The sequence below is a fragment of the Microbispora sp. NPDC049633 genome, from assembly GCF_040675265.1.
Classification (GTDB): Bacteria; Actinomycetota; Actinomycetes; order Streptosporangiales; family Streptosporangiaceae; genus Microbispora; species Microbispora maris.
The window spans coordinates 18,100-37,319 of record NZ_JBFAOO010000005.1 but is presented as its reverse complement, the minus strand read 5'-3'; the positions used below and the strand labels follow the sequence as shown (position 1 = coordinate 37,319).

13 protein-coding genes are annotated in these 19,220 nt (G+C 71.3%); 5 read left to right on the top strand and 8 right to left on the bottom strand.

Translation table 11 applies throughout. The features are described 5' to 3' along the window. Nucleotides 1–121: 121 nt before the first annotated feature. A complete protein-coding gene (locus AB0J39_RS02770) occupies nt 122–3,298 on the bottom strand; it encodes a PDZ domain-containing protein (RefSeq protein WP_363461117.1) in 3,177 nt (1,058 codons plus the stop codon). An 81-nt stretch (nt 3,299–3,379) separates the two neighbouring features. Further along, nucleotides 3,380–5,842, bottom strand: a complete 2,463-nt coding sequence (leuS, locus tag AB0J39_RS02765; protein WP_363461115.1) for a leucine--tRNA ligase — start codon at nt 5,840–5,842, stop codon at nt 3,380–3,382. A gap of 554 nt (nt 5,843–6,396) precedes the next feature. On the opposite strand from leuS, the gene AB0J39_RS02760 reads away from it, so the two are divergent. Further along, nucleotides 6,397–7,935: a hypothetical protein gene (locus tag AB0J39_RS02760; RefSeq protein ID WP_363461113.1), complete on the top strand. Its 1,539-nt coding sequence runs from the start codon at nt 6,397–6,399 to the stop codon at nt 7,933–7,935. On the opposite strand, the gene AB0J39_RS02755 is transcribed toward AB0J39_RS02760, so the two are convergent. Genes AB0J39_RS02755 through AB0J39_RS02745 form a run of 3 tightly spaced genes read right to left on the bottom strand, consistent with a single transcriptional unit; the run spans nt 7,919 to nt 11,287 of the window. Beyond that, nucleotides 7,919–8,902, bottom strand: a complete 984-nt coding sequence (locus AB0J39_RS02755) for a phosphotriesterase-related protein (RefSeq protein ID WP_363461111.1) — start codon at nt 8,900–8,902, stop codon at nt 7,919–7,921. The two genes, AB0J39_RS02760 and AB0J39_RS02755, sit on opposite strands and share 17 nt — an antisense overlap. A gap of 16 nt (nt 8,903–8,918) precedes the next feature. After that, nucleotides 8,919–10,202, bottom strand: a complete 1,284-nt coding sequence (locus tag AB0J39_RS02750; protein ID WP_363461109.1) for a cytochrome P450 — start codon at nt 10,200–10,202, stop codon at nt 8,919–8,921. Nucleotides 10,203–10,246: 44 nt separating this feature from the next. Next, nucleotides 10,247–11,287 (bottom strand): helix-turn-helix domain-containing protein, encoded by a 1,041-nt coding sequence (locus tag AB0J39_RS02745; protein WP_363461107.1) that lies wholly within the window; start codon nt 11,285–11,287, stop codon nt 10,247–10,249. A gap of 99 nt (nt 11,288–11,386) precedes the next feature. On the opposite strand from AB0J39_RS02745, the gene AB0J39_RS02740 reads away from it, so the two are divergent. Both AB0J39_RS02740 and AB0J39_RS02735 read left to right on the top strand, forming a co-directional pair. Beyond that, nucleotides 11,387–11,791, top strand: a complete 405-nt coding sequence (locus AB0J39_RS02740; protein ID WP_363461105.1) for a hypothetical protein — start codon at nt 11,387–11,389, stop codon at nt 11,789–11,791. 113 nt (nt 11,792–11,904) lie between these two features. Beyond that, nucleotides 11,905–13,431 (top strand): long-chain fatty acid--CoA ligase, encoded by a 1,527-nt coding sequence (locus tag AB0J39_RS02735; protein ID WP_363461103.1) that lies wholly within the window; start codon nt 11,905–11,907, stop codon nt 13,429–13,431. Between the two features lie 4 nt (nt 13,432–13,435). On the opposite strand, the gene AB0J39_RS02730 is transcribed toward AB0J39_RS02735, so the two are convergent. From AB0J39_RS02730 to AB0J39_RS02720, 3 genes are all read right to left on the bottom strand, one after another. Next, the gene (locus AB0J39_RS02730; RefSeq protein ID WP_363461101.1) at nt 13,436–14,692 is read right to left on the bottom strand and encodes a class I SAM-dependent methyltransferase; all 1,257 of its coding nucleotides are present in this window, start codon (nt 14,690–14,692) and stop codon (nt 13,436–13,438) included. Between the two features lie 25 nt (nt 14,693–14,717). Further along, nucleotides 14,718–16,088 carry an FAD-binding oxidoreductase gene (locus AB0J39_RS02725; protein WP_363461099.1) on the bottom strand — a complete coding sequence of 457 codons (1,371 nt, stop codon included), beginning with the start codon at nt 16,086–16,088 and terminating at the stop codon, nt 14,718–14,720. A 187-nt stretch (nt 16,089–16,275) separates the two neighbouring features. Then, complete coding sequence (locus tag AB0J39_RS02720) at nt 16,276–17,265, bottom strand: NAD(P)-dependent oxidoreductase (RefSeq protein ID WP_363461097.1); 990 nt, start codon at nt 17,263–17,265, stop codon at nt 16,276–16,278. A 74-nt stretch (nt 17,266–17,339) separates the two neighbouring features. Between AB0J39_RS02720 and AB0J39_RS02715 the strand changes: the two genes are divergently transcribed. Next, nucleotides 17,340–18,458, top strand: a complete 1,119-nt coding sequence (locus tag AB0J39_RS02715) for a CaiB/BaiF CoA-transferase family protein (RefSeq protein WP_363461095.1) — start codon at nt 17,340–17,342, stop codon at nt 18,456–18,458. Between the two features lie 46 nt (nt 18,459–18,504). After that, a complete protein-coding gene (locus AB0J39_RS02710) occupies nt 18,505–19,152 on the top strand; it encodes a nitroreductase family protein (RefSeq protein ID WP_363461093.1) in 648 nt (215 codons plus the stop codon). Nucleotides 19,153–19,220 lie beyond the last annotated feature (68 nt).

The following is a 19,220-nucleotide window of genomic DNA, read 5'->3' as shown; positions in this document are numbered from 1 at the left end:
ACCGCCGGAGCGGTGGTGGTCGCGGCATGCCCTGACCGCACGCCTACTTCTCTATGACTAGTTTGTGGCTCGGGCGTAATTTTGTCCGGTAGGTCGGCCGATCGTCAACGTCCCCAGGGGGTCACCGCAGCGGCGGCATCTCCGGCGGAGTCGCCGGAGGCCGCTCCTCCAGTGCCGCCAGGGCCAGCTCCACCGCCCGCGCCAGCTGCGGGTCCCGCCCGGCGACCAGGTCCTGCGGGGTCATCACGACCTCGACGTCCGGGTCGACGCCGTGGTTCTCGACGCCCCACCCCTCGCCCTCCAGCCAGAACGAGTACCGCGGCTGCGTGACGACGGTCCCGTCCACGAGCGAGTACCGCGAGTCGATGCCGATCACACCGCCCCAGGTCCGCGTGCCCACGAGCGGCCCGATGCCGCGATTCTTGATCCCGGCACTGACGATGTCCCCGTCCGACCCGGCGTACTCGTCGGTGACGGCCACGACGGCCCCGCGGGGCGCGTCCTCCGGGTAGCGCGCCGGCTCGTACCCCCGGGCCAGCGACCATCCGGTCACCCGCCGCTGCAGCTTCTCCAGCACCAGCTCGGACACGTGCCCGCCGCCGTTGTCACGCACGTCCACGACGAGCCCGTCGAAGCCCATCTCGGTACGCAGATCCCGGTGGAACTGCGCCCACCCGGCCGACATCATGTCCGGCACGTGCAGGTAGCCGAGCCGTCCGCCCGACGCCTCACGCACGAACGCCCGCCGTCCGGCCACCCAGTCGTGATAGCGCAGCCGCGTCTCGTCGGCGAGGGGCGTGACGACGACCCGGCGGGTCTCGCCGCCGGAGGCGGGCTGGACGGTCAGCTCCACCGGCCGCTCCGCCGTACCGGACAGCAGTGCCAGCGGCCCGCGGACCGGGTCGACCGGGCGCCCGCCGACGGCCACGATCGCGTCGCCCTCCCGGACGGCGACGCCGGGCGCGAGCAGCGGCGAGCGGGCCTCGTGGTCGGAGGACTCCCCCGGCAGAACGCGGCTGATCCGCCACACCCCGTTCTCGTCCCGGGTCAGGTCGGCGCCGAGCAGGCCCTGGCGGCGCCGGGGATCGCGGGCGCCGCCGGCCGGCCGCGCGTAGGCGTGGGAGGTGGCCAGCTCGCCCTGCACCTCCCAGAGCAGGTCGATGAGTTCGGAGTAGGCGCCCAGCCGCTCCACGAGGGGCGCGTAGCGGTCGAGCGTGCCCGGCCAGTCCACACCGTTCATGTCCGCGCGCCAGTAGTGGTCGCGCATGAGCCGCCCGGCCTCGTCGTACGCCTGCCGCCACTCGGCGACCGGGTCGACGGTCACCACCACCCGGTCCAGGTCGATGGTGACGACCTCGTCGTCCTCTCCGGTGGCACGGGTCCGCAGGCCGTTCCCGCCGGTGGCCACCAGGCGCGTGCCGTCGCCGCTGACCTCGAAGGTCCCGAACTCCCCGTCGAGCTCGACGAGCCTGCGCTTGACCAGGTCGTAGCGTTCCAGGACCGGCTCCCCGTGCTCGGTGCCGTCGCCGAGCTGCCCGGTCAGAGGATGGCGCAGCCACAGCAGGCCGTCCTTGGCGGCACGCAGGGTGGAGTAGGTGGCGGCGGGCACCGGCACGGGCACGATCCGCGCCGCCAGCCCGTCGGCGTCCACCTCGGTCACCGGCGGCGGGGCGGGCTCGCCGTCGTCCTTGGCGTGCTGGGCGTTCCGGGCGCGCCGGCCGTCCGGTCCGGCGTCGTCCTCGCCGTTGAAGCCGCGGCCCGCCGGCGAGGGGTCGAACGGCGAGGGCGTGGTGGCCTTGAGCGGTACCAGGTACGGCCGGCAGCCGGCGGGGAAGGACAGGTCGAAGACGTGACTGTCGTAGACCGGGTTGAACGTGCGGTCCGACAGGAAGGCCAGATACTTGCCGTCCTTGGTGAAGGATGGGCTGTAGTCGTTGAACCGCGGCGGCGTCACCTCGATCGCGGTGCTGCCGTCCACGCGGCCGAGCTTCAGGTGCGAGCGCCCGGGCTGGTAGGCGTGCGCCCAAGCGAGCCAGGCCGAGTCCGGCGAGAAGGTCAGGTGCTGCACGTCGCCGTGGGCGGTGCGGTCCAGCTCGCGGACGTCGCCGAAGTCGACGTCCACCATCAGGAGCCGCCCGTCGTGCGTGGCGACCGCGACGTGCTTGCCGTCCGGCGCGGCGGCCAGGTCGAGCACCCGGCCGAGTTCCCCGGCGGCCAGGGTGCGGATCTCACCGCCGGTCGCGCCGATCTCCAGCGCGTCCTCGCCGGAGGCGTCCGACACCCAGACGGCCCGGCCCGCGTCGTCGAGGGGCCGCGGCAGCCGTACCCGGACGCCGGGCTCCGCGCGCAGCACGCCCGCGGGGCCGTCGCGGTGGGTCAGCCAGTGGGCGGTGCCGCGGATCTCCACCACGCTGGCCCGCCCGGTGCGGTCCGGCGCGAAATCGCCGACCCTGTTCGGCGCCGGCCGCCTGGCCCTGGCCGGACGCGGCCCGCTCAGGGTGACGTCCAGCTTGTACGGCTCGGCGTCCAGGCTCTCCAGCAGCCACAGGTCGCCGGCGAGGCTGTAGACGACGCGGGAGCCGTCCGTCGCGGCATGACGCGCGTAGAAGCCGCGGTGCGTCGTGTGCTGCCGCAGGTCCGAGCCGTCCGGCAGGCAGGAGTACAGGTTGCCGTCGCCGTCGGTGTCGGCGAGGAAGGCCAGGCGCTCGCCCACCCACATGACCGACCAGTGCTGTGCGGGGTTGCCGGCGAACAGACGGCTGAACTCGCCGTCGCCCGTGGCGTCCACCCAGATCTTGGCCGCGGTGCCGCCGCGGTAACGCTTCCACTGCGACGGCTCGCGCCACACCGCCGAGACGGTCGCCACCCTGCGTCCGCTGACCGCGGCCTCGCTGACCCTGCCGTACGGCAGAGCCGTCACCGGCCCGCCGTCCAGCGGGACCGCGCAGGCCCACTGCCGGGAGCGCGAGCCCTGGCCCGCGGCGGTGACGGCCAGCACGTTCCCGTCCTCGGTCCAGCCGCGCACACCCGTCATGGCGTTGCCCCAGTGCGTGAGCCGCTCGCCCTCCCCGCCGTCCAATTCGGCGGCGAACACCTCGGGGTCGCCCTCGCGGGTGCTCGTCCACGCGATGCGCGTGCCGTCGGAGGAGAACCGGGGATGGGAGACCGGCACCCGGTCGGCCGTGAACCGCCACGCCCTGCCGCCGCCCGTGGGCGCCAGCCAGACGTCGTCGTCCGCCACGAAGGTGAGGAGGTCGCCGTTCAGATGGGGGAATCTCAGATACGCACCATTCGCCACATGCGCACCCTATGCCGAATGGCGACGGCTCCGCCGTACCGGACAGGTTCGTTCACGGTACGACGGAGCCGGGGTCACCCGTTACGGGACGATGTTGACGAGCTTCGGCGCCCGCACGATCACCTTGCGCGGCTCGCCGTCCAGGTAGGGCCGGACCTTGTCCGACGCCAGGGCCAGCGCCTGCAGGTCGGCCTCGGTGATGTCCGGGGAGACCTCCAGCCGGTCGCGGACCTTGCCCGCCACCTGGACCACGGCCGTGACCGACTCCTGGACCAGCAGCGCCGGGTCGGCCTCGGGCCAGCCGGCCTTCGCGACCGACGGCGCGTGCCCGAGCCGCTCCCAGCCCTCCTCCGCGACGTACGGCGCGACCAGCGACAGCATGATCGCCAGGGTCTCGGCGGCCTCACGGACGGCGGGGTCGGCCGCGCCGGGCCCGCCGTCGATCGCCCGGCGGGCGGCCGTGGTCAGCTCCATCATGCGGGCCACCGCGACGTTGAACCGGTAACCCTCGACGAGCTTGGTCACCTCGTCGATGGTCCGGTGGGTGACCTTGCGCAGCTCGACGTCGCCGCCGGAGAGGTCGATCCCCGGGGCGGACGCCGCACCGGCCTCGGCCATCACGCGGAACGCGCGGGCGAGGAACTTCTGCGACGCGGCCGGCGAGACGTCGGCCCAGTCGATGTCGTCCTCCGGCGGCCCGGCGAAGACCATGGTCAGCCGGACGGCGTCCACGCCGTACGCGTCGATCTGCTGGCCGAGGTCCACGCCGTTGCCCAGCGTCTTCGACATCGCCTTGCCCTGGTTGATCACCTGGCCCTGGTTGAGCAGGCGCAGGAAAGGCTCGGTGAAGCCGACCATGCCCATGTCGTACAGGACCTTGGTGAAGAACCGGGAGTAGAGCAGGTGGAGCACGGCGTGCTCGACGCCGCCGACGTACTGGTCGATCGGCCCCCACATGCGGGCCTTCTCGACGTCGAACGGCCCGTCCTCGTAGTGCGGGCCGAGGTAGCGCAGGAAGTACCACGACGAGTCGACGAAGGTGTCCATGGTGTCGGTGTCCCGCTGCGCGGGGCCGCCGCACTTGGGACATTCGACGTTGACCCAGTCGGCGGCGCTCGCCAGCGGCGAGACGCCCTTGGGCTGCAGGTCGGCGCCGCGCAGGTCGGGCAGCGTGACCGGGAGCTGGTCGTCCGGCACCGGGACCTCGCCGCAGTCCAGGCAGTGGATGATCGGGATCGGGGTGCCCCAGAACCGCTGCCGCGACAGCAGCCAGTCGCGCAGCCGGTAGTTCACCGCGGCCTTGCCGGTGCCGCGCTCCTCCAGGACCTCGATGATCTTCTGGATGGCCTCGGCCTTCGCCAGCCCGTCAAGCGGACCCGAGTTGACCAGGGTGCCCTCGCCCGCGGTGGCGACGCCGGTCTCGCCGGGGTCGGCCAGGCCGGTGTGCACGACGACCTGCACCGGCAGGCCGAACTTCAGGGCGAAGTCAAGGTCGCGCTGGTCGTGCGCGGGCACCGCCATGATCGCGCCATGACCGTAGTCGGACAGCACGTAGTCGGCCGCCCAGACCGGGATGCGCTCCCCGTTGACCGGGTTGATCGCGTACACGCCGAGGAAGACGCCGGTCTTCTCCTTCTCCGTGGACAGCCGCTCGATGTCGGAGAGCTTGGCGACCTCGGCGCGGTAGGCGGCCAGCGCCTCACGCCGGTCGGCGGCGACGATCTCTTCGGCCAGCGGGGCGTCGGCGGCCACCACGAAGAACGTCGCGCCGTACAGGGTGTCGGGACGCGTGGTGTAGACGGTGACGGGCTCGTCCCGGCCCTCGATGCGGAACCGGACGTCCGCACCGGTGGAGCGGCCGATCCAGTTGCGCTGCATCGTCAGCACGCGATCCGGCCAGCCGCCCTCCAGCTGCGCCATGTCGTCGAGCAGCCGGTCGGCGTAGTCAGTGATCTTGAAGTACCACTGCGTCAGCTCGCGGCGGACGACGTCGGCGCCGCAGCGCTCGCACTTGCCCGCCACGACCTGCTCGTTGGCGAGCACGGTCTGGTCCTGCGGGCACCAGTTGACCAGGCCGCCCTTGCGGTAGGCCAGGCCCCGCTCGTAGAAGCGGGTGAACAGCCACTGGTTCCAGTGGAAGTACTCCGGGTCGCTGGTGTGCAGGCGCCGCGACCAGTCGAAGGAGATGGCGTACCGTTTGAACGAGTTCGCCTGGGTGTCGATGTTGGTGTACGTCCACTCGGCGGGGTGCGCGTTGCGCTTGATGGCCGCGTTCTCCGCGGGCAGGCCGAAGGAGTCCCACCCGATCGGGTGCAGGACGTTGTAGCCCTTCTGGAACCAGTAACGCGCGACGACGTCGCCGATCGCGAAGACCTCGCCGTGCCCCATGTGGAGGTCGCCGGAGGGGTAGGGGAACATGTCGAGCATGTACTTGCGCGGCCTGGTGTCCGCGAGGTCCTCGACCGCCGCGAAGGGGTTCAGCTCCTCCCACCGCGGCAGCCACTTGGCCTGCAGCGCCTGCGGGTCGTACACCGGCTCGTCCACTTCCACTCCTCGCCAGGCGGCTGGAATCACACACAGATGAAGGCGCGCCCGGGGCGGAACCCCGTCGCACTCCCCTTACCGCTCCGGCCCTCTCCGACCCGACCGTCTGACGCGACTGTCCGACCCGGGAGGGGAGGGCGGCCCGCGCTCTCACACGCCCGGTGTGAGGCGGCTGCCTGCGCAGCAGGGTGCGGCACGCGTGTCAAGCGTAGCGCAGACCGCAAGTGAGTCGCCGATCGCTCGTGTGCCCCTCGCTGCGGCCTTCGCCTCCGTCCGGGCGAATCTCGTCGGTCGCGGCGCTCGCTCGCTGACCTCGTCTGTCAAAGTGTGATATCCGATGGTGATAGTTCCGTTGTGGGCTCTTATGTCCATTCCCTTACTGTGCTGCCGTGGCCAACTCATATCCGCCCGCGGATTTGCCGATGCAGGACCCGCCCACCGACCCCACGGGTGAGCAGTTCCGCGAGGCATTCCGCGGTTTCGCTGCGGCAGCCCCCGGCGCGCATGAGATCATGCCAGGCACCCCCAATTCGGGCATGATCTCGGGAGGTACCGTGCCCACGGACCGCAGCGAACACCAGCGGGAACCGGCCTGGCCGGAGATCCCGCCGGCGTGGCCCGAGATGCCTCCGCCCTCCTCCTTCACCCCCACCGTCCGGTCCTTCGTCGAGGGGGCGCCGCAGCAGTCCCCGGACGCCACCGCGACCATGGCTGGCTCGCTTCCCGGCGCGACTCCCCGGCAGCCCGTCCCCGCCTTCGGTGAGCCCGACGCGCCCCGGCCCGCTCCCTCCTTCGGCGGCCCCGAGTCCTTCGCAGGCCACCCGCAGGCCGGCGCGCATCCGCAGCCCGGCGGGCACCCGCAGCCCGGCGCACCCGCGGCCTTCGGCAACCCCGCCCAGCCCGGCGGCCCCGCGGCCTTCGGCAACCCCGCCCAGCCCGGCGGCCCCGCGACCTTCGGCGGCCCCGCGCCCGCGTACGGCTTGCCGGGCCCCGCACAGAGCCACGACCAGAACCACCTTCAGAGCCCCGGTCAGAACCACGGTCACGGCAACGGTCACGGTCACGACCGGGGTCAGGCGGGCCCCCACGGGGTGACGTTCCCGGGCGGTCAGGACCGCCCCCAGCCCTCCACGCCCTTCACTCCCTCGGTCCGCGCGTTCGCCGAGTCCGCCCCGCCCGTCTCCACGGCGCCCGTCTCCACTGCGCCTCCGCCCCCGCCGCAGCCGGAGGATCCGTACCGGCCGTTCGTGACGGCGGGACAGATCAGCGGGCCGAAGACGCCTCCCGCGCACCGGCAGCAGGAGCTGTGGAACACGGTGTTCGGGGAGAACTACCGGGCCATCGACGAGTACGAGGAAGAGGAGCCCGGCCGGCCGGTCTGGCTGTACGCACTGGTGGCCTCGGTCGTCGCCGCGCTCGTCGGGGTGCTCGTGTGGGCCTTCGCCGCCGGGCCGCTCAGCTCCGGCGACACGGCCGAGGCGGCGACGTCCGCCAAGCCCGCCCCCGCCAAATCCGCCGCCACGGCCAAGCCGCAGGCGCAGGTCCCGCGGCTGCCCGTCTACAAGGGCACGGCCTCCCCCGTGAACGGCGTGGTCACCGACACCGCCGCCCGGATCACGCTGCCCCGGCTCGGCGGCCCCTGGCAGGCGGACGCCGACCCGGCTCAGATCAAGGCGACGTACGGCTTCACCAGCAGGCAGTACGTGCCCGCAGGCATGACCACCAAGGGCAAGCGGGAGTTCGCCCTGGTCATGTCGGGCCAGTTGGCCCAGTCCCTCGCCGTGAAGTACACGACGCCCGACAACCTGGGCCCGGTCGTGAGCGCGGTGATGTTCCGGGCGCGGCAGACCCAGTTCCCCAAGGACAACAAGGTCACCAAGGTCGCCCAGCAGCGTCTGGCCCGCAACGGCCTCACCGGCCTGACGGCCGCGTACAAGGTGACCGCCGACGGCGCGACCACCACGGTCGTGATCGCGGCCGTGAACACCGGCGCCGACCTGCCCACGATCGTCTACATGGCCGTGCCGCAGCTGAAGGACGACCTGCTCCCCGACGTCAACACGGTCTTCCGGTCGATCAAGCCGATCGGCTGAAGTAGCGGCGGGGGGTGTCCACCAGCATCTGCCGGATCTGGTGGTCGCCCACCCCGCGCTCGCGCAGGGCCGGCAGCACGTCGTCGTGGATGTGGTCGTACCGCCAGTTCGGCGTGACCTGCATGACCTGGTCCCACGCCCCGCCGAAGTAGTCCATGAAGCACGCCGCGTCGTGGCTCAGCACCATGCGGTCGGCGTAGCCGCGTTCGCACAGCGCCGCGATCGTCTCCACGCGCGCGGCCGTGGGGTTGTAGAGGTCCAGGCCGAAGCGGTCCATGCCCAGGATCGCGCCGGTGTCGGCCAGGCGCATGAGGTAGTCGAGGTCGTTGGAGTCCCCGGCGTGGCCGATCACGATCGCCCGCGGGTCCACGCCCTCCGCGACGAAGAGGCCGAGCGCGGCGAGGCCGCTACGGGCCGCGGCGTTGGTGTGCACGGTGATGGGCGCGCCGGTGCGCAGATGGGTCCGCGCCACGGCCCGGCAGATCCGCTCGACGCCGGGGGTGAGCCCCTGCTGCTCGACCACGCACTTGAGGAAGGCAGCCTTCACCCCGGTGTCGGCGATCCCCTCGGTGATGTCCCGGACGAAGTCGTCCACCATCGGCTCGGGCATGTCCATGATGAGGCCCGGCCCGCGCATCTCGTACTGGTGCGGCACGCTCTCGAACATGTACAGGCCGGTGGCCACGATGATGTTGAGTCCCGGCACCTCGGCGGCGATCCGCCGCACCCGGGGGATGTAGCGGCCCAGTCCCCAGACGGTGGGGTCGACGATCGTCGTGACCCCCTTGGCCACCAGCGACCGGAGCGTGGCGATCGCGTCGGCGACCCGGGCCTCCTCGTCCCACCACGCACCCCGGCCGTAGTTGTCCATGTGCTCGGTCGCCAGCACGAAGACGTGCTCGTGCATCAGCGTCTCGCCGAGGTCGTCCACGTCGACGGGGCCGCGTACGGTGTCCACGGTGGCCATGCGAGCACCGCCTCGGTCAGAAGTCGCAGGTCATGTGCTTGATGCCGTTGATGAAGCTGGACAACAGGCGCTCCGGCTCGCCCGTCTCGATCTGGGGGATCCGCCGCATCAGCTCGCGGAACATCACGGTGATCTCGCGGCGGGCCAGATGCGCGCCGAGACAGAAGTGGGGACCCGGGCCGCCGAAGCCGACGTGCGGGTTGGGGTCGCGGCGGATGTCGAAGCGCAGGGGGTCGTCGAACACCCGCTCGTCGCGGTTGGCGGCCCAGTAGTACAGCAGGACCTTCTCGCCCTCGCGGTAGAGGTTGCCGTTCATCTCGTGGTCGCGGGTGACCTTGCGGCGCATGTAGTTGACCGGCGCGGCCAGCCGGACGATCTCCTCGATCGCGCGCGGCGCCCGGCCCTCGAAGTCCTCCAGCCACAGCCGCCGCTGATCGGGGTTGAGGGTGAGCAGGCGCATGCCGTGCGAGATGGCGTTGCGGGTGGTCTCGTTGCCGGCCACGACGAGCAGGATGAAGAACGAGCCGAGCTCCTGGGCGGTCAGCCGCTCCCCGTCGATGTTGGCGTTGACCAGGGACGAGGTGAGGTCGTCGGTGGGCGTCTTCATCCGCAGCGCGGCCAGGTCCTGGACGAGCTGCTGCAGCTCCATCCCCGCGGTGAGCAGCGCGTGGGCGATGTCCTCGCGGTCGCTGACATACTCGGGGTCGGTGGCGCCGAGGACGATGTTCGAGCGGTCGAAGACGAACCGGTAGTCCTTCTCCGGGATGCCCATCATGTCGCAGATGATCTTCAACGGCAGCTTCGCGGCCACCTCGGTGACGAAGTCGCAGCCGGGGCCGGTCTCCAGCAACTCGTCGACGATGCGCGTGGCGGCGGCGTCCACGTCGGACTCGAACTGCTTGATCATCCTCGGCGTGAAGGCACGTGAGACGATCCGCCGCAGCCGCGCGTGGCGCGGGTCGTCCATGTTGATCATCGAGCCGAAGTACTCGGCGAACTCCGCCGGCAGGTCCGGGATGTTGGTGGCCCCGCCGTCGCCCGAGCAGAAGACCTCCGGGTTGCGGCTGGCCTCCAAAATGTCGGCGTGCCGGACGAGCGCGTGGTAGCCCGGCCCGGTGGCGGCCGCGAAGCCGAACTCCGGCTCGGGGAAGAAGGCGGGCTTGTCCAGGTCACGCAGCAGCCGGAACGCGTGTTCCCGCTCCGCGTCGGGGCGGCCCCAGAAGTTCCAGTCGTTCAGGTCGATGTCCGCGGCCGAGGTGATGGGCGCGGGCGCCGCGGGCTCCGTCGGCTGTGTCGTCATGGAGAGGCCGGCCCCTTCCGAGTGACTAGAACCATATTCGGTCGTCAGTCTGCCACACTCCCCGGCCCAGCCACAGGGGCCTGATCGGGCCGGGAAGGCGGATCGTCGCCGAAGGAGGACGGCAGCGCGGTGGCCTGGGTCAGGCGGTAGCGCGAGGGCGGGATGCCGTACAGGTCGACGAACGCCTGGCGGAGGGCCTCGGCCGTCCCGAAGCCGCAGCGGGCCGCGACGGCGCCCATCGGCAGCGAGGTGGACGCGAGCAGATGGGCGGCGGCCTCGGCGCGGGCCCGGCGGACGAACCGGCCCGGCGTCTGCCCCGTGTGCTTGAGGAACAACCGGGTCAGATGGCGCTCGCTCACGCCCGCGCCGGCCGCCAGAGCGGTGGTGGACAGGTCCGCGTCCGGGTGGCCGGTGACGTGGTCGACGACGCGCTTGACCAGGCCGTCGCCGGGCGGCGGGCCCTCGGTGAACATGCTCATCTGCGCCTGGTTGCCGGGTCGTTGCAGGTAGGTCACCAGGTTGCGGGCCACCTGCCTGGCGAGGGCCGGGCCGTTGTCCTCCTCGATGAAGGCGAGGGTGACGTCCAGCGCGCTGGTGACGCCGGCGGCCGTGGTGACGTTGCCGTCGCGGATGAAGATCGGACGGGCGTCGACGGCGACCTCCGGGTGGCGCGCGGCGAGCGTGTGCGCGAACTGCCAGTGCGTGGTGGCGCGCCGCCCGTCGAGCAGACCGGCGGCGGCCAGCACCGCCGCGCCCGTGCACACCGACGCGACGCGGCGGCTCTCCCGTGCCAGCCGCCGCACATGGCTGACGATCACCCGGTTGGCGGCCGCGTCCTCGTGCCCGATCCCGCCCGAGACGAGGAGCGTGTCCAGCGGCCCGGTGAGGCGTTCGAGCGCCTGCTGCCCCTGCAGCGTCAGACCGCTGCCGCAGGTGACGGGCAGGCCCGACGGGGTGGCCAGGCACACGTCGTAGCACGGGGACGCGCCGTGGGCGTTCGCCATGATCAGCGTCGACGTCACGCAGGCGATGTCGACGAGCTCCGCCGCGTGGTATCCGACCACGACCATGCGCCGCTGGGTCATGACACGACTGTAGGCCGGACGGACCGGGAGCCCAAGATTTCGGACCTGTCCCCGTCTCTCTCCTTGGCGCGTCCCGGAGCCGCCCGGACAGTTGGGGCCATGACGCACACGACGCCCGAAAGGCACGCCGCGCGGCGATGGGGCCGATTCGCCCTCCACTACCTCGAGATGGTCGTCGCCATGTTCGCCGGGATGGTCGCGCTCGGCCTGCTGTGGTCCGCCCTGGGGATCGATCCCTCGTACGCACGCGATCCCGAGATCGCCTATCTGCTGATGGCGTTCGACATGTCGGCCGGCATGGCGGTCTGGATGCGCGTGCGCGGCCATGCCTGGGCCCCGACTCTGGAGATGTGCGGCGCGATGTTCGCCCCGGTCGTGCCGCTGTTCCCGCTGCTGTGGCTGGGCCTGATCGACGGCATGGCCCTGATGGTCGCGGCCCACGTCGCGATGTTCCCGCTGATGCTGGCGGCCATGCTGCGGCGCCGCGACGAGTACGCCCATTGAGGGCCGGAGCGATCCGAGTAACCGGCCCCCCGAAATACGCCCCTCCGAGCCGTTACGCTGAGGTACCTACCGGTTGGTATGGACCGAGGGTCCGACAGAAGAGGGAGCGGCAGATGCTCAACCTGGCCGTCGTGCTGGACGACACCGCACGAGACACCCCCGACGCCACAGCGGTCGTCTTCGGAGACCTCCGCCTGCCGTACTCACTCGTGAACACCATCGCCAACCAGGTCGCCAACCTGCTCGTCTCGCGCGGCATCGGCAGGGGCGACAAGGTGGCGCTGGCCTGTCCCAACCTGCCGTACTTCCCGTTCGTCTACTTCGGGATCCTCAAGGCGGGCGCGACCGTCGTCCCGCTGAACGTGCTGCTGCAGAGCAGGGAGATCGCCTATCACCTGAACGACTCCGACGCCAAGGCCTTCTTCTGCTTCGAGGGCTCGCCGGAGCTGCCGCTGGGCGAGCGGGGCCGGGCCGGTTTCGCCGAGACCGAGGTCACCGAGCACTTCTTCGTCCTGCCGGCCACGCCGTTCGCGACCGAGTCCGAGCTGGGCGAGACGCTCTGGGCCGCTCTCGACGGGGTGTCCGGCGAGTTCGAGACCGTGCAGACCTCCGCCGAGGACACGGCGGTGATCCTCTACACCAGCGGCACCACCGGCCAGCCGAAGGGCGCCGAGCTCACCCACCAGAACATGGTCATGAACGCCGTCGTCAGCGACGAGATGTTCCCCCGGCAGCCCCGGAACACCTATCTCGTCACGCTGCCGCTCTTCCACTCCTTCGGCCAGACCGTGTTGCTGAACGCCGGCTTCCGGCGCCGCGGCACGCTCGTGCTGATGCCGCGCTTCGAGCCGGCCGAGGCCCTCGCGCTGATGAAGCGGGAGGAGGTCACGCTGTTCGCCGGAGTGCCGACGATGTACTGGGCGATGCTCACCGCCGTGCAGACCGAGGCGGCCGAGGTGCCGTCGTCGCTGGTCACGGCGGTCTCCGGCGGCGCCGCGCTGCCGGTGGAGGTGCTCAAGGACTTCAACGCGGCGTTCGGCGTGGACATCCTGGAGGGCTACGGCCTGTCGGAGACCTCGCCGGTGGCGTCGTTCAACCAGCCCGGCAGGCCCGCCAAAGCCGGCTCGATCGGCACCCCGGTCTGGGGCGTGGAGATGAAGCTGGTCGACGCCGGCTGGAACACGGCCGACGACGTCGGCGAGATCGCCATCCGCGGGCACAACATCATGAAGGGCTACTACAACCGGCCCGAGGCGACGGCCGAGGTGATGAAGGACGGCTGGTTCCGCACCGGCGACGTGGCCCGCCGCGACGAGGACGGCTACTACTTCATCGTCGACCGGGCCAAGGACATGATCATCCGAGGTGGGTTCAACGTGTACCCCCGGGAGATCGAGGAGGTCCTCATGACCCACCCGGCCGTCTCGCTCGCCGCGGTCGTCGGGGTGCCCCACGACTCCCACGGCGAGGAGATCAAGGCATACGTGATCCGCAAGCCCGGCGCCACGACCACCGAGGAGGAACTGGTGGCCTGGTGCAAGGAGACGATGGCGGCCTACAAGTACCCGCGGATCGTGGAGTTCCGCGAGTCCCTGCCGATGACCGCCACCGGCAAGATCCTCAAGCGCGAGCTGCGGTAGTGCTCTACGGCCAGTCGAGGGACGGGCGCAGCGCGACGTGCGACCGTCCCTCGTCGAGCCGGACGCCGAGCACCTGGTGCAGCTGCACCTTGTTGCGCTCGAACCCGACGACGCAGCCGGCCATGTAGAGGCGCCAGACCCGGGCGGTGCCCTGGCCGACCTCCTCGACCGCCTCGTCCCAGTGGGCGTCGAGGTTCTTGCACCATTCGCGCAGCGTCAGCGCGTAGTGCTCGCGCAGGTTCTCCTCGTGGCGGACCTCGAACCCGGTGTCCTCCATCTGGCGGATGAGGTGGCCCACCGACTCCAGCTCGCCGTCCGGGAAGACGTAGCGGTTGATGAAGCCGCCCTTGTTCAGGGTCTTCTCCGTGCTGGTCGGACGGGTGATGCAGTGGTTGAGCAGGCGCCCGCCCGGCTTGAGCTTGCCGTACAGGAAGGAGAAGTAGGACGGCAGGTTGTCCTTGCCGATGTGCTCGGTGAGGCCGATCGAGCTGACCCGGTCGAAACCGGTTTCGGCGACGTCGCGGTAGTCCATGTGACGGACCTCGGCGAGCTCCGACAGCCCGGCCTCCGCGATGGCCTTCTGCGCCCACTCGGCCTGCTGGCGCGACAGTGTGACGCCGAGGCCCTTGACGCCGTACTCCTTGGCCGCGTGCATGACCATGCCGCCCCAGCCGCAGCCCACGTCGAGCAGGCGCATGCCGGGCTTGAGGTCGAGCTTCTTGGCGACCAGGTCGAACTTCGTGTACTGCGCCTCCTCCAGCGTCGCGTCCGGCCGGGGGAAGACCGCGCACGTGTACGCCATGGAGGGGCCGAGCACCCACTCGTAGAAGCGGTTGGAGACGTCGTAGTGGTGATGGATCACCTCGGCGTCGCGCTGCTTGGCGTGCCTGCTGCCCAGCTTGGCCAGGGTGCTCTGCCGCGCCTCCTGCGGCGGCGGCGGAACGCGCATCAGCAGCGGCTTGATCCCGAGCGAGCGGACCGCGGCGATCTTCTCGCTCAGCGGCAGGTCGTTGAGCGTCAGCGACCACATCCGGTCGAGCAGGGTGTACATGTCACCGTGCACATCGATGTGCCCGGAGATGTACGCGCGGGCGAGGCCGAGTTCCCCCGGCGCCTGCGCGAGGTAGGCCACCGCCGCCGGCGACTTCACCTCGATGCGGACGTCCGCGCCCGAAGATCCGGCCTTGCTGCCGTCGTAGGCGACGAATTCGACGCCTGCGTCAGGACCGACGATCTTCTCAAAGATCTCCGCAAGAGTCATTGCACCTCTCCCGACGTTTCGACGCCTACCTGCCCCTGACGCACTTGTCATAGAGGTCAAGAAGCCGGCCGCCCGGGTCGTAGGCGCGTTTGACCGGCCAGTAGGCGTCACCGTTGTAGAGCCGCCAGAACTCCTCACGCTCGTAGAAAGAGGTGGAGTACAGCGACTTGTGGCCGTCGAGCGAGTGCACCGCCCGCTCGATCAGCCGGTTGTGGTACCCGTCGTACTGACCGCGCGGCAGCGGCACCATGCCCCAGAAGCCGAAGTTCACGTACAGACGGCCGGGCTCCAGGGGGTAGAGCGACCACTGGCCGGTCGCCTTGAGCGGGCACATCCACACCGGGGTCATGCCGACCCTGTCGTGGAAGACCTCCAGGAACTCGGCGCCGCGCTCGACCGGCACCTCGACGTCCTGGATCACCGACTCGTGCACCGGATTGTTCCGCCAGCGGTCGACGCGGGCGGTCACGCCGTACCTCTGGTCGAGGCCGACGAGCTTGCGGTAGACGTCCGAGCGCAGGTAGCGGCGCGGCAGGAGCGAGCGGACCAGCGGCTGCTGCACGCCGAAGGCGCGCGAGCACCAGAACCAGTCGGTGTCCCAGCGCCACAGGTAGTCGCGCACGGTCAGCCAGTCGCGCACGCGGCTGCGGATCGACTGGTAGTAGATCCGCATGCCGGTGTAGTCGGACGTGTAGGGCGCCCGGTCGGAGAACGAGCCCACCGTGATGTACAGCTCGTCCGGGCCGAAGAACGTGCCGTCGACGAAGTCGACCTGCTCGCCGTCGTGCTCGCGGCTCTCGCAGATCTCCTGCATAGCGAGCATGCACTTGTCGGCGTCGCTGAAGCGGATGTGCGTCAGCTTGACGTACGGCTTCACCCGGGCCAGCTTGATGCGGATCCGCAGGGCGTAGCCGAGCGTGCCGTAGGAGTTGGGAAACGCCCGGAACAGGTCCGCGTGCTCGTTGTCGGCCCGGGCCACCACGATCCGCCCGTCGCCGGTGAGGATCTCCAGTTCCTCGACCGACTCGTGCGGCAGGCCGTCCTTGAAGCTCGTCGACTCGATGCCGAGGCCGGTGACCGCGCCGCCCAGCGTGATCGTCTTGAGCTGCGGCACGACGTACGGCATGAGCCCGTACGGCAGCGTCGCGTCCACGAGGTTCTCGTACGTGGTCATGCCCTGGACCTCGGCCGTCATGGTCGCCGGGTCCACCTGGATGACCTGGTCCAGATCGCGGGCGGACAGCGATGCCGTCTTCGCCGGCGTACGGAAGCGGAACAGGTTCGTCGTCGCCTTGGCCAGCCGGGGAGCCGCGTCCGCGGGAATGGCGGCGTAGGAGTCCCTGATCTGCTCGACGGCCTTGCTATGGGCGGTCATACTGGCCGTGCGCTCTGGCATGACACCACCCCCATGGATCGTAGAGATCGCCTTCTTGGCACGCTATCCCCGGAGGGGAACGCAGACCAGAGTAGACACGTTACGCCCGCGAAAACTATCCGGTTGTTCTCACGACGGCCCACCGGCGTAGATCGTATCTCGCCTCTTTTCATCGCCTCCGCCGCCCCTGGTGTAACTGTGGAAACCGTCAGGACGTGGGCGGACGCCGGCGGACGAGCGGGTCGGCGCCGTTGACCACGTTGACGACGGGACGGCCCTCCATCGCCGCGGCGAGATTGTCCAGCACGCACCGGATCAGCCGCGTCGTCGCCTCGGGCGTGACCCCGGCCGCGTGCGGCGACAGCAGGACCCGCGGGCAGGAGCGCAGCGGGTCGTCCGGCGGCGGGGGCTCGCTGTCGTACACGTCGAGCGCCGCGCCGGCGAGGTGGCCGGACTCCAGCGCGGCCAGCAGCGCCGCCTGGTCCACCACCCCGCCGCGGGCCGCGTTGACCAGCACCGACCCCCTGGGCATGCGCCCGATCCTGGCGGCGTCGATCAGCCCGCGGGTCTCCGGCGCGAGCGGCACGGCCAGGACCAGCACGTCGCTGCCCGCGGCCAGCGCGTCGAGGTCCAGGTAGGCCGCGCCGTACGACTCGGGCTTTGGCGTGCGCGACCAGTAGGAGACCCGGCAGCCGAGCGCGCCGAACAGGCGGGCGCAGGCCGCGCCGATCGGTCCGAAGCCGGCCACGCCCACGCGGCATCCGGCGAGCTCGCGGCGCTGGTAGGCGAACTGCGGCCACTCCCCCGCCCGCATGTCCCTGTCGCCGTCCGCGAGATGGCGCAGCAGCGCCAGCGCGGCGGCCAGGCACCATTCGGCGACCGCGGCGGCGTTCACCCCGGCGGTGTTCGCGAGGGGCACCCCGGCCCGGGCCAGCGCGTCCAGGTCGTGCCCGTCCACGCCGACGGACGGCTGCTGCACGAACGCCAGGCGCGGCGCCAGCCGTACGGCCCGCGCGTCGAGCGCCAGGGCGCCGCTCCAGTCGCCGACGACGATCTCGGCGTCCGGCAGGGCCTCCAGCAGCGATTCGCGGTCGTGGCGGGCGGGGACGCGCACCTCGGCGCGCCCGTCGAGGTCGGCGAGCAGGCCGCGCACCGCGTCCTCGGGGAGCGGCGGCAGCGCGAGAACATTCCACGTCACGGGCGCAGTCTCGCACGTCTCCAGAAACATGTTCTACTGTCGCGTTGAGTGATGCCGCGTTGAGGAGGGTTCGGATGGACGAGTCGCGGGGACCGCTGGCGGGCGTCCGCGTGCTGGAGCTGGCCGGTCTCGCGCCCGGGCCGTTCGCCGGGATGATGCTCGCCGACCACGGCGCCGAGGTGCTGCGGATCGACCGCGTGAAGGCCGTGAGCGACACCCCGCGCCGCGACGTGATGGACCGCGGCAAGCGCACGATCGGCCTCGACCTGAAGTCGCCCGAGGGCGTCGCCGCGTTCAGGCGGCTGGCCGAGCGGGCCGACGTGGTGATCGAGGTGTTCCGGCCCGGCGTCGCCGAACGGCTCGGGATCGGGCCCGCCGACCTCCACGCGGTGAACGAGCGGCTGGTCTACGGCCGGATGACCGGCTGGGGCCAGGACGGCCCGCTCGCCTCCACGGCCGGGCACGACATCGACTACATCGCGATCGCGGGGGCCCTGTCGATGCTGGGTCGCGAGGGCGGCAAGCCCACTCCGCCGATCAACATCCTGGGCGACTTCGCCGGCGGCGGGCTCATGCTGGCCTACGGCGTGCTGCTGGCCCTGCTGGAGCGGGAGCGCACCGGCCGGGGCCGGGTGGTGGACGCGGCGATGGTCGACGGCGCGGCGCTGCTGCTGTCGATGTTCTACGGCGCGGTGCACGGCGGCCACTGGGGTCCGCGCGGCACCAACCTCCTCGACACCGGCGCCCCCATGTACGACACCTACGAGACGGCCGACGGCGGTTTCCTCGCCGTGGGCGCGCTGGAGCCGCAGTTCTGGGCGGAGATGCTCGCCCGGATGGGCATCGACGACATGCCCGACCGCGACGACCGGGCGAACTGGCCGGCCATCAGGGAGCGGCTGACGGAGGCGTTCGGGTCGCGTACGCGGGCCGAGTGGGAGGCGGTCTTCGACGGCTCCGACGCCTGCGTGTCCCCGGTGCTCGACCCGCGCGAGGCCGCCCGGCACCCGCACAACCGGGCGCGCGGCACGTTCGTGGAGGTCGGCGGGCTGCCGCAGGCGGCGCCCGCGCCCCGGCTGCTCGGCGCGCCGCGCGGCGACCTGTCCCCCGCCACCCGGCTGCGGGACCTGAGCTCCTGGGGCCTGCCCGACGACGAGGCGAAGGCCCTGCGCGCCGCCGGCGTGCTGGCCTGACCGTCCCTGCTTCACCCTGCCGACAGAACGAGGAGTCCCCCCGCACATGGACGTTTTCGAAGCCCTCTACACGACCCGCGCCATGCGGCGGGTCAAGCCCGACCCGATCCCCGCGGAGGTCCAGGAACGCATCCTGGACGCCGCGGTCCGCGCCCCCAGCGCCGGCAACACCCAGGGCTGGCGGTTCCTGCTGGTGGACGACCCGGAGGTCAAGTCCCAGCTGGGGCCGTTGTACCGGGACGCGCTCGGCAGGCTGTTCGAGGGGCACTACAAGCCGATGCGCGAGCGGGCCGAGGCGACCGGCGACACCGGCACGCTCAACGTGCTGCGCTCGGCCCAGCATCTGGCCGACAACTTCGAGTCCTATCCCCTGCTCATGTTCGCCTTCACCCGCAACGACCCCGGCGGCGGCTCCATCTACCCCTCGGTCTGGAGCGCCCAGCTCGCCGCCCGGGCCTTCGGCGTGGGCAGCGCGCTGACGTCCGTGCTGGGGCTGTTCCACGGCGCGGAGACGATGCGGATCCTCGGCGTGCCCGAGGGCAAGGGCTGGCAGGTGGCGTGCATGGTCACCTTCGGCTACCCGACCGGCCGCTGGGGGGTGGCCCCGCGCCGGCCCGCCCACGAGGTCGCCTACCGCAACCGCTGGGGCGAGCCGGTCGGCTTCGAGATCCCCGAGCCTCTCTGGACGCCCTGAGCGATCACCCATACGCCCTCTGATGCAGCAGCTCTTGTGTCGAATGTAGTACACCTACTACATTCGAG

Bases quoted from the DNA above. Each gene is read 5' to 3' on its own strand.
- AB0J39_RS02750 (WP_363461109.1), bottom strand. From the start codon at position 10,202: ATGACGACACAGCCGACGGAGCCCGCGGCGCCCGCGCCCATCACCTCG.
- AB0J39_RS02715 (WP_363461095.1), top strand. From the start codon at position 17,340: ATGGACGAGTCGCGGGGACCGCTGGCGGGCGTCCGCGTGCTGGAGCTG.
- AB0J39_RS02755 (WP_363461111.1), bottom strand. From the start codon at position 8,902: ATGGCCACCGTGGACACCGTACGCGGCCCCGTCGACGTGGACGACCTC.
- AB0J39_RS02745 (WP_363461107.1), bottom strand. From the start codon at position 11,287: ATGACCCAGCGGCGCATGGTCGTGGTCGGATACCACGCGGCGGAGCTC.
- AB0J39_RS02740 (WP_363461105.1), top strand. From the start codon at position 11,387: ATGACGCACACGACGCCCGAAAGGCACGCCGCGCGGCGATGGGGCCGA.
- AB0J39_RS02730 (WP_363461101.1), bottom strand. From the start codon at position 14,692: ATGACTCTTGCGGAGATCTTTGAGAAGATCGTCGGTCCTGACGCAGGC.
- AB0J39_RS02710 (WP_363461093.1), top strand. From the start codon at position 18,505: ATGGACGTTTTCGAAGCCCTCTACACGACCCGCGCCATGCGGCGGGTC.
- AB0J39_RS02735 (WP_363461103.1), top strand. From the start codon at position 11,905: ATGCTCAACCTGGCCGTCGTGCTGGACGACACCGCACGAGACACCCCC.
- AB0J39_RS02725 (WP_363461099.1), bottom strand. From the start codon at position 16,088: ATGCCAGAGCGCACGGCCAGTATGACCGCCCATAGCAAGGCCGTCGAG.